We start from the raw sequence: 10,652 nt of genomic DNA, 5'->3' as shown, positions 1-10,652 counted from the left end.
GCTGCCGGCATACTTTTCCCAACCCATGGAAATACCGGCCTCAACGGTGAGGCGTTTGGTAACGCAGGCAGGTAACATTCTTTCTTTATATGCCACAGGTGCCCGTTCAAACAGTTCCCAGGAGAGCAGGGAAACCACAGATGCCTTGATATTGTGCTCTTTTTCCAAAATATCTGCAGCCGCCACGCTGATGTGAACCTCCGAGCCCGTGGCAATGATCAGCATATCAGGGGTTTTGCCCGCACTTTTTACGGTGTATCCGCCCCATATCATATCTCCGTCTGACTTGGACAGATCCAGGGTGGGCAGTTTCTGCCGGGAAAGGATCAGGGCCGTGGGGCTGTTCAGGGTGCCCAGAGCCTTTTTCCAGGCAAAAACCGTTTCATTGGCATCTGCCGGCCGGATTACGGTAAGGCCCGGAATCGCCCGCAGCGCAGCCACATGTTCCACCGGCTGGTGGGTGGGACCGTNNGCGGCATCGGCCGGGCGGATCACGGTCAGTCCGGGAATGATCCGCAGACTGGCCACATGCTCGACCGGCTGGTGGGTGGGACCGTCTTCGCCCACGGCCACGGAGTCATGGGTAAACACATAGATGATGGGCAGCCGCATCAGGGATGCCACCCGGATGGCCGGCCGCATGTAGTCGGCAAATACCAGGAAGGTACCGCCAAAGGGCCGAACCCCGCCATGCAGGTACATACCGCTCATAATGGCGCCCATGGCATGCTCCCGCACGCCGAAGCGAATATTTCTGCCGCCCCACGACTCTTTCTGAAATTCCTCGGCACAGGTCATGTAGGTTTTGTTGGAAGGCGCAAGGTCGGCAGATCCGCCCATCAAAGCCGGCAGGTTCGGTGCGATGGCGTTGAGCACCTTACCTGAAGCAGCCCGTGTGGCCACAGGTCCGTCCTCGGGCTTAAACACAGGAATATCCTTGTCCCATCCTTTGGTTAAAAACCCTGTGATGGCATCCACAAACAGATTGGCGTTTTCAGGGTAGAGGGTCTTAAATTTTGTGAACGCCTCCTGCCAGGTTTTCTGATACCCCTCCCCATATGCCAATGCCTTGCGTGTGTTGTCCAGAACTTCATCAGGCACATAGAAATCCTTATCTTCGGGCAGACCATAGAATTTTTTCACCACTTTGATCTCTTCTTCACCCAGGGGTGAGCCGTGGGCATCCGGTGAATCCTGTTTGCTAGGGCTGCCATAGGCGATATGCGTACGAATTTTTATTAACGAGGGCTTGGAAACCGCATCCTTGGCTGACCGAATTGCCTTTTCAATGGCAGAAAGATCGTTGCCGTCCGCCACCTCGACCACATGCCAGTTCATGGCCTCGAATTTGGCCCGGGTGTTTTCGGTAAACGCGATGCCGGTTTTGCCTTCGATCGTGATTTGATTGTCGTCATAAATGAGGATCAAACGGCCAAGCCCCAGATGCCCTGCCAGGGAAACGGCTTCAAGCGCCACCCCTTCCATAAGATCCCCGTCGCCGCAGATGGCATAGGTGTAATGATCAATCACATACTGGTCATCCTTGTTGAACCGGTCCGCCATATGGCGTTCGGCAATGGCCATGCCCACGGCATTGGCCACGCCCTGTCCAAGGGGACCGGTGGTGGTTTCCACACCCGGAGTCTCTCCGTACTCGGGATGTCCCGGAGTTTTGGAGCCCCACTGTCTGAAATTTTTTAAGTCATCCAGGGTTAACCCGTAGCCAAACAGATATAAAAGAGCGTACAACAATGAGGAGGCATGCCCGCCGGACAGAACAAAACGATCCCGATCTACCCAGGATGGATTGGCCGGGTTCTGTTTTAAAAAGTGTTTGAAAACCACATAAGCGGCAGGTGCCAGGCCCATGGGGGCACCGGGATGCCCGGAATTGGCTTTCTGGACCATGTCCATGCACAGAGCGCGGATGGTGTTGACGGTTAGCTGGTCTTGATTGTTGTTTTCGGCATCAGCCATGGATAGTTCTCCTGTAAAAAATTTAAAAATTATAAAGCTCTCATATATTCGGGTTTTAACGGAACTTTGCCGTCCAGGGCCTGGGATATAAGTTCAAGGGTTTTTTCTTTATCCCGGGGCAAATGCGCCCGTATGGGTAAATAATTGGATGCATGATTGGCGTGGAAAAGGCCGTCTGTCAGGTTGGTGGCAGAAATCATGGCCCCAAGCTCGGTGAGCATCTCATCCGGCCCGAGCAGCTGAAAGTCTCCTTTGACATACTGGTCATGCAGTTCTGTGCCGGGGATGAGCATCAGGCTTAAAGCACCGACAAAGTCAGGGTCCATGGCCGTAAGCACCCTGCCGGTCTCCCGGGCATGGTCCAAAGAACCTTTGGGGCCACCAAGCCCAAGCAGCACCGTGACCGAAACCTTAATGCCGGCCTTTTTTAATTTTTTTCCCATGGCGATCATTTTATCCGCATCCGCACCCTTACGGATGGCCTCAAGCACTTTGTTGTCACCGGATTCAAGGCCCATGTAGGCAATATTTAGTCCAAGGTTGTGAAGCAGGGCCAGCTCTTCATCGGTTTTCATATTGATGCTTTTGGTGTTGGCATAGACGCCCACCCGCTCCACCCAGGGCAGCCGGTCCCGGATCCTTTCAAGGATGGGAACCAGGCGTTTCATAGGAAGGATCAAAGCATCCCCATCACATAGAAACAAGCGGTTCTGCCGACGGCAGTGCTTCCTTGCAAATTCGATGTCGCCAAAGATCACGTCATCTTTTTTGATGTTGAACCGTTTTTCCCGATAGGTCCCGCAAAAGGTACATTTATTATGGGAACAGCCCAGCGTAACCTGGAGCAGTATGCTGTTCGCCTCGCTGGGCGGCCTGATTATCATACCTTCGTAGTGCATTGTGTATCCCCTTAAAAATTTAAGCCATTATATTTATCAGGTATGATTCAAAAATTCAATGTATCAACCGCTTGAGCAGGGCAAGGGCATGTAAAAAATCAGCCCGTCAACGATTGTCATAAACATACCCGGCTTGAGGGTTGGCCCAGATCAACTCGTTGTACTCTTCTATGGTAAAAAGCTTAAATTTTTAGTAAGCTATGGGTGTCGATATTTTGCATGCCGCGTTCGGCTTAAGACTTGACACGAAAGATTGATCCGCCTATATTTTGTCAAATAAAAAGGCCCTTCTTTATTTACCTTAAATATCTTGTGATAATGCCGCAAACAGAAAAACCACACAATTTGAAACGGTCTTATATTCTTTTCTTTACATTTATATTACTTTTATTTCAAGGACATGCCGCTTCCGCCGCACAATCTAAATCAGCTTTACTCCCCCCGAGGGTTCGAATTAACGACCAGGCGGTCCGGGCCGGACTTTTGTACGATCTTTCTACAGACACCGTTGTATGGAATAAGAATATGCATCACACGTATCCCATTGCATCCCTGACCAAAATGATGGTGGGGCTGTTGGTCTTTGAAGATATTCGTGCCGGGAAAATATCCTGGGATACGCCCATTCGGGTCACCCCGGAAGCGACCCGTGTGGGAGGCTCCATGGTCGGGCTGAAATCAGGCCGCTCTCTTTGCGTGGAGGACCTAATGAAAGCAGCCCTTATATCCTCGGGCAATGATGCGACATATCTTTTATCCCAGTATTTGGGGGGTACTGAAAAAAATTTCGTGTATCGCATGAACCGGCGCGCGAAACAACTGGGCATGGCGTCAACGGGTTTTTCCAACGCCACGGGCATGCCCGCTCGGAAGAGTTATAATGACAATTATTCCAGTCCTTCGGATCTTCTTCTGCTTTGCAGGGAAATGCTCAAATATGATAAGTTGCTGCAAATCACCCGCATGGGTGAATCCGTGATCTCGCAAGGTGGAAAACGCATACGGCTGAGAAATCATAACCCACTTGTGGTAACCTATGAAGAGGTGGACGGATTAAAAACAGGATTCACCAATAATGCGAAATTTTGCCTGGCTGCCACTTCGGAAAAAAACGGCCGACGGATGATCGCCATTGCGTTGGGTGTTGCGTGCAGGGTCGCGAGAAATCGATTTGTCGGCAGTATACTTTCCCAATCCTATATCGCTTTAGGCATGGGATCTCTCCATCCCAAAACCAGCTCAGCCATAGCCATCAAACCCAAAGAGACCCATTCTGCTCCCGACGCAGAGACTCGCCATCGGGTAGGAAAGGGAGATACCCTCTATGGTATCGCAAAACAGCATGGATGTTCGGTTGAACAATTGAAAAGTTGGAACGGCCTTCGAGGAAGTGAGATCCATCCGGGTCAGAAATTGCGCATACATAAAAATTCCGGCGCAATTTATACCTTAAAGCCTCGACCCGCCGAGAAAACTGTTATTTACTACAAAGTCCTGCCCGGCGATACGCTTTGGAAGATTTCTAAAAAATACAATGGAATATCAGTAGAAAAATTAATCCGACTCAACAGGCTAAAACGGGCCAGTGATTTGAAAGCCGGTGATACCGTTAAAATCGTTCTCAACCTCGGGTAATTTAGGTTCTGCGCATCCCATGGGCACTGGGCTCCAACAATTCAAGCCCCCTCCTCTTTTCGGTTATTTGCTGAAAGCAGCAATACAGCCATGGAAAAGGGGATTTTAATATTTCCATGGCCCTTAAGGGGAGCCGACTTTGTTCTTTTTAACCTTGTTATGCTCATACCTGAGTTGCAGGGCCTCCACAAAGAGAGCAAATCCCATGGGCAGATAAATATAGGCCTTGGGCACATGCTTGTGCATCCCTTCCATGAAAATGGTTATGCCGATGGTTATCAGAAAAGAGAGCGCCAGAATTTTAATCGATGGACGATTGAGGATAAACTCCCCTACAGGTTTTGCAAAGAAAAGCAGCACGGCAAAAGAGGCAATCACAGCGGTGATAATTACCCATACTTTGTCAGTAAGGCCTATGGCAGTGATCACCGAATCTACGGAAAAGACAATATCCAGCAGAACGATCTGGGAAACCACCGCAGTCATAACAACAGAGCCTCCTGAATGTTCTTCGTGGTGTTCTTCCTCCGTTTCAATGGTGTGATGAATTTCCGATACTGCTTTCCAAAGCAGGAACATGCCCCCTGCCATTAATATGAGATCTCGAATCGAAAATGACGAAATAATTGGATTGGTAAGGGTCGCCAGTTTGAGCAGTATAAAGAGCATGAGAATCCGTACCACCATTGCCAGGGAAAGGCCGAAAATTCTGGCAAAATCCCGCTTCGCTTTTTCAATTTTTGATACCAGAATGGAGATTACGAGAATATTGTCTATACCAAGAACCAGTTCCAGGCCGATCAGCAGGGCCAGCATAGCCAGCGAATCCGTCATTTCATTCCTCTCTATGGTATGGGTATTATTTTCAATTCATCATTGATTGAACCTGATCAATATTGTAAATCTAGGCCGATGTGTCAAATACAAACATTTTATCAGAGTGATGCGCATTAATTATAATGGTACCTGTCAATTCATGAACTCCCTGAAAGAAGAGAAGATAGATATCCTTGGCCTGCCCTTGGATAAACTTGTCAATGTCATGCAGGTACAATACGGCAAAGGAGCTTTTCATGCCGAAGCGCTGTATCGTGAGGTGTTTAAAAAAGGGGGGGGGGAGATTGGCCACGCCCCGGAGTTCAAAGGATCTCCCAGGCTGTGGAGTGCGCTTGAGAAGGGAATCCGCCTTTTACCCGGCCGGGTGGAAAAAACCATTGAAGAAGAGGGTCTGATTAAATTCATTACCCGCCTGTCCGACGGACTGGCCATTGAATCCGTGATCATCCCCATGACTCGGCACAATACCCTTTGCGTCTCCAGCCAGGTGGGATGTAAAATGGGATGCAAATTCTGCCAGACTGCCCGCATGGGATTTAAACGCAGCCTGACAACATCCGAAATTGTGGGCCAGGTGTTTAATGCCCGGCATCTCCTTGGCCATGATATAAAAAATCTTGTTTTTATGGGCATGGGAGAGCCATTTGACAATTTTGATGCGGTCATGACAGCTGTCAGGGTTCTCAACAGCCAGAAAGGATGCGATATTGCCCTGCGCCACATGACCATCTCCACCTGCGGCGTGGTGCCGGGGATTGAGCGCCTGGCACTGATGAATCTGCCCAATATCCGCCTGGCAGTCTCAATAAACGGGCCCGATGATGCCACCCGGTCAGCCCTGATGCCGGTGAATCGGCACTGGCCCCTTGCTGCACTGAAAAAAAGCCTTGACGCGTACCCCCTGCCCCCAAGGGGCGTCTTTCTTTTTGAATATATCCTGATCAAAGGGGTAAACGACTCAAGGGAGCATGCCCAGGCGCTGGCCCGGTTCATCCACCCGTTGCCCGTGCGCCTGAATCTGATTCCCTACAACCCCGTAGCCGGTTTTGACCATGAAAGCCCCAGTGATGAACAGATGCATGACTTTTCCCAAACGCTCACCGACAAAGGGGTTTTTGTAATCAAAAGATGGAGCAAAGGCAGGTCCGTCAGTGCCGGATGCGGCCAGCTGGGAAAAATTTGATATGGGTTAAACGTGACGATCATCATATAAATTTGTTATGTAATTTGTTGCTTTTCCGGAACATTATTCTATATAATCATGCTGTCGGCAAGATCTAAACTTTACCACATAAACGCGCCTTCCATACCCCAATAAAAGGAATTAGAAGGGATATGAACTACAGCGAATCTCCCCCCCAGGCCGGAGAATTTTTAAGACTTACCCTCGGCTTTTTAGCAAAACACAACCTATCCGCAACCCCCGTGAATTATACGGTTTGGTACGAGTACGCTTCCGGGAAAAACCCCAAGCTGATACAAGCCATTAACCAGATGCTTGAAAACAAACTGCCTTTGAGCAGCAATCATGTTGAAGCCCTTTACCAGAAGTTCATATCCGACGGGGACCGGATGGTTATTTCACGTCTTTTGACCAAACTTAATCTGATGCTGCGGGAGATAACCAGTCATGTGCTGGAAACGGAAGGTGATCTCTCGGCCCATGGTCAGGCCCTTGATAAGCTGGCAGATCAGATGAAGGGCATCCACGATTTTGACGACGTAAAAAATATCATAGACGAGATGCTGGACACCACCAAAGCCATTATCCAGTCCGGGTCACGCCTGCAAACCCGGATGAAGGTCTCTTCCGAGGACTTAAAGCAGCTTCACAAAGAGCTTGAAATCTCCCAAAAGGAAGCCAGGACAGACGCCCTGACCGGACTGACCAACCGCAGAGGACTTGAAAGAAGACTGGAAATTGAACGCATCCGTGCTCGCCAGAACAACGCGCCTTTTTCGGTTATCATGCTGGACATCGACCATTTCAAAGCCGTGAATGATACCTTTGGCCACCTTGTGGGGGACAGCCTTCTTAAAGGTTTTGCCGCGATACTTTCCAGCCAGGTACGCCGCAATGACCTGGCTGCTCGGTATGGTGGAGAAGAGTTTGTGATTCTTCTGCCGGAGACAACTGTTGAAGGCGCGTATGTGGTTTCTGAAAAAATCAGAAACATTCTATGTAAAAAAGAGTGGGGCATCAAGGAGTCCGGCAAGCGCATCGGCCAGATCAAGGCATCCATGGGGATTGCCCAGTATAAACTTAACGAAACCGGAAATCAGGTCATCACCCGGGCCGATGAAGCCATGTACCATGCGAAAAGCACGGGCAGGGACCGTATTGTTATCCATTCAGACCTGAGAATGCATAGTACAAGTACAAATTAGGATAAAATAAAAAAAATGATTGAAGAAGATCTATATTCGAATTTGGCTGCCATTCCTATTACGCTTGACTCATTTACCTGGCACTCTGCCGAACAATTCTATCAAGCGTCAAAATTTACTGACGAAGCGATCATTAAAAAAATCAAAGCGTGTCAAAATCCATTTCGGTGTGCCGCCATTGGGCAAACCCGGGAGTTTAAAATTCGGGATGACTGGGAAGAGATAAAGATTGATGTCATGGAGCGCGCCATACGTGCCCGATTTGATCAACATCCTGAATTGGCTGAAATACTTAAACGCAGTAAAGGAACACTATATGATCATTCGGCAGCGGACAGTTTCTGGGGTATCGGCTCCAATGTCACGGGTAAGCTATTAATGAAAATCCGGGATGATCTACAATCCGAGACCTGATCAGATTTTATTGATCAGATTTTATTGATAAATAGAAAGGTATTTGCATCACACTTATCAATTGACACAAACAAGGAGGCAGGAAGATGGACACAGCCAAGCTGCTTGAGCCGTTTAAGGATAACAACAAACGGATCACCGTTTTAACCGGGGCCGGAATTTCAGCTGAAAGCGGCATCCCGACATTCCGGGGGCCTGAAGGGTACTGGACTGTGGGGTCCAGAGAGTACCGGCCCGAACAGATGGCCACCCACAGCATGTTTACCCAAAACCCTTGGGACGTCTGGGCCTGGTACCTTTACCGGCATACCGTGTGTAAAAATGCAGAACCCAATTCAGGCCATCACGCCATTGCCCGGATGGAAGAACTTTTCAAAGACAGGTTCTGTCTGATCACCCAGAATGTGGACGGTCTTCATTTACGGGCCGGCAACAGCCTTGAACGAACCTTTCAGATCCACGGGAACATTAATTATACACGATGTGCAGGAGAATGCACCCCAAGGCTTTTTGAATTCCCAGAGGGCATCGCAGATAAGAAAAAAGACCAGCCGGTTACTGAGGAAGAAAAAAAACTGCTGACCTGCGCCAGGTGCGGCAGCCTTGCCCGGCCCCATATCCTGTGGTTTGATGAATGTTACAACGAAACCTGGTACAAGGCCGAATCCGCCATGGGATGGGCCACATCCACAGATCTTCTCCTGGTGGTGGGCACGGCGGGCGCCACCAACCTTCCCATGCAGATCGGCATGATGGTGGCCCGAAATCCTGAAGCGGTCATTGTGGACATCAACCCCAGCGATAATCCCTTCAGGCAGTTTGCCGCCCGGCACGACCGGGGAATTGTCCTTGACGGACCCGGGGGTAAATTTTTACCCGAACTGCTCTCCCTTTGGGAACCATAAGACGTTCATGTTTTGTTATGGGTTGAGCCTGGGGGGGGGTAATAGACCAGGTCAGCCCATGGCGGTTATCCGAAGTTGAAGGTTTGGCGAAGAAGTTTAAGGGTGATGGGATTGACGTTAAGACGACCAAGCGCTTCTCCGGAGATCCACCCGGCATCCAGGGCATCATCTCCGGGAGAGGGCTCTCCACTGATATAAGTGGCTGCAAGATCCACAATATAATAATGAAACCTGACCCGATCATTGTCATCCCTGTGAATGGATTCAAATGACAATACGGGTTCCCCGGCCTTGATGACAATGCCGGTTTCCTCTAAAACTTCCCTTTCAGCCGCTTTTTGAAGGGATTCTCCCAATTCCACACTGCCGCCGGGTATTGCCCAGACGCCTCTGGCCGGAGGGTTACCCCGTTTGACCAGCAACACCCTGTTGTCTTTGAATACAACCGCGCCCACGGCAAGGGCCGGACGGACAGGATATTCTTTGGGGCACCTGTCAGGCGCGGTCATATTTTTTCATCCCTGATGAAATCGAGCATGCGCTCGGCCAGTTTGCGGGGGCCTTCTAAATGGGGGGCGTGGCCATATTCATCAAAGATATGAACCTGTGAACGGGGAAACAACTCATTTACAAACGGCGCTGTTTCCCACGGCAAAAGAGAATCATGGCGCCCCCAAAACAGCATGACAGGCATGGTCATATCTTTGCAAAGATGGTTTAACGAGGGCTGTTCCAGGGATATTTTGCCGGACTTTATTGACTCCATATCCATCAGTTCATCAAATATTTTGGCAAACCACTGCCGGTCCCCTATGGCCTTCAAAATCATATACTCCCTGACACAAGCAGGAAGCGGCGGGCTTTTTCTAAAAATTCTGGATTGTAAGGTTTCGAAATCCCCGGGAGAATTTATATGAAAAATATTGGATCCGGCCAGCGCCTCATCGTAAACAGAGTGTTTGCCGGGCAGGTAAAAACCGGCCGGGTCCACCAAAGACAAGGATTTGACTTTGGAAGGGAATTGGGCCGCAAGCTTTACGGCAATGGCACCCCCCATGGAACAACCGGCAAGATGGAAAGAGTCCAGTCCGGTTTGTTCAATAAACCGCCCGAACCAATCCGTATAATTATCCAGACTATAAACAAGTTGCGGGTCCATACCGGAATTTCCAAATCCAGGCAAATCCGGGATGATGAGATTTAGCTTTTCTTTTAAAACTTCTGAAATAAAATAAAAACTTTCTTTTCTGTCTCCAAACCCATGAATCAGAACCAACGTCTCTTTTTTGTCCGATCCTATTTTGGCCCACGAAATACGTGGCGGTCCTTGATGGGTATGAAGATTCACACCCAGCTGCTTTCCGTTTTTTTTAAAAAAAGCCTCCACCATTGCCTCCCCGGCTTTGGCCTTGGCCCTAAACGCTATGGATGGTTTAAATGTCATGGATGTACAATACCTTCGCCCCAGATCAATTTCAGGCGTGAATAATTTCCTTTCGGTCCTGGATTCCCAGCGGACCCTTTTTGCCTCGGAACAGGGTACCATAACCATCTGCCTGGCCTGGCTCAGCAACCTGGTCAATCTGTACAAGGTTCT

Annotated in this window: 10 protein-coding genes; 5 read left to right on the top strand and 5 right to left on the bottom strand. The window is 49.4% G+C overall.

Going from position 1 to position 10,652, the window contains the following annotated elements; all coding sequences use genetic code 11:
• Nucleotides 1-1,977: transketolase (gene tkt / locus B3D59_RS03325; protein ID WP_286817685.1), on the bottom strand; the 1,977-nt coding region annotated here is incomplete at its 3' end.
• Nucleotides 1,978-2,006: 29 nt separating this feature from the next.
• Nucleotides 2,007-2,876, bottom strand: a complete 870-nt coding sequence (locus B3D59_RS03320) for a radical SAM protein (protein ID WP_286817684.1) — start codon at nucleotides 2,874-2,876, stop codon at nucleotides 2,007-2,009.
• 318 nt (nucleotides 2,877-3,194) lie between these two features.
• Here B3D59_RS03320 and B3D59_RS03315 point away from each other — a divergent pair, with 318 nt between their 5' ends.
• The gene (locus B3D59_RS03315; protein ID WP_286817683.1) at nucleotides 3,195-4,511 is read left to right on the top strand and encodes a LysM peptidoglycan-binding domain-containing protein; all 1,317 of its coding nucleotides are present in this window, start codon (nucleotides 3,195-3,197) and stop codon (nucleotides 4,509-4,511) included.
• Between the two features lie 123 nt (nucleotides 4,512-4,634).
• Here B3D59_RS03315 and B3D59_RS03310 read toward each other — a convergent pair whose 3' ends face one another.
• The gene (locus B3D59_RS03310) at nucleotides 4,635-5,345 is read right to left on the bottom strand and encodes a TerC family protein (protein ID WP_286817682.1); all 711 of its coding nucleotides are present in this window, start codon (nucleotides 5,343-5,345) and stop codon (nucleotides 4,635-4,637) included.
• A 142-nt stretch (nucleotides 5,346-5,487) separates the two neighbouring features.
• On the opposite strand from B3D59_RS03310, the gene rlmN reads away from it, so the two are divergent.
• The 4 genes from rlmN (at nucleotide 5,488) to B3D59_RS03290 (ending at nucleotide 9,055) form a co-directional block, all read left to right on the top strand.
• Entirely contained in the window at nucleotides 5,488-6,531 is a 1,044-nt protein-coding gene (gene rlmN / locus B3D59_RS03305; RefSeq protein ID WP_286817681.1) for a 23S rRNA (adenine(2503)-C(2))-methyltransferase RlmN, read from the top strand.
• Between the two features lie 152 nt (nucleotides 6,532-6,683).
• Complete coding sequence (locus B3D59_RS03300; RefSeq protein WP_286817679.1) at nucleotides 6,684-7,736, top strand: GGDEF domain-containing protein; 1,053 nt, start codon at nucleotides 6,684-6,686, stop codon at nucleotides 7,734-7,736.
• Between the two features lie 15 nt (nucleotides 7,737-7,751).
• The gene (locus tag B3D59_RS03295; RefSeq protein ID WP_286817677.1) at nucleotides 7,752-8,150 is read left to right on the top strand and encodes an NADAR family protein; all 399 of its coding nucleotides are present in this window, start codon (nucleotides 7,752-7,754) and stop codon (nucleotides 8,148-8,150) included.
• Between the two features lie 86 nt (nucleotides 8,151-8,236).
• The gene (locus B3D59_RS03290; RefSeq protein ID WP_286817676.1) at nucleotides 8,237-9,055 is read left to right on the top strand and encodes an SIR2 family NAD-dependent protein deacylase; all 819 of its coding nucleotides are present in this window, start codon (nucleotides 8,237-8,239) and stop codon (nucleotides 9,053-9,055) included.
• Nucleotides 9,056-9,120: 65 nt separating this feature from the next.
• Here the strand turns inward: B3D59_RS03290 and B3D59_RS03285 are convergent, their stop codons facing one another.
• Nucleotides 9,121-9,564, bottom strand: coding sequence for an NUDIX hydrolase (locus tag B3D59_RS03285; RefSeq protein WP_277000596.1), 444 nt, complete (start codon nucleotides 9,562-9,564; stop codon nucleotides 9,121-9,123).
• Nucleotides 9,561-10,499 carry an alpha/beta fold hydrolase gene (locus B3D59_RS03280; RefSeq protein ID WP_286817675.1) on the bottom strand — a complete coding sequence of 313 codons (939 nt, stop codon included), beginning with the start codon at nucleotides 10,497-10,499 and terminating at the stop codon, nucleotides 9,561-9,563. The genes B3D59_RS03285 and B3D59_RS03280 overlap by 4 nt, the downstream gene beginning before the upstream one ends.
• Between the last annotated feature and the right edge of the window lie 153 nt (nucleotides 10,500-10,652).

It is taken from the genome of Desulfobacter sp. UBA2225 (assembly GCF_002348205.1).
GTDB lineage: Bacteria > Desulfobacterota > Desulfobacteria > Desulfobacterales > Desulfobacteraceae > Desulfobacter > Desulfobacter postgatei.
This window is presented reverse-complemented; position numbering and strand designations above follow the sequence as displayed.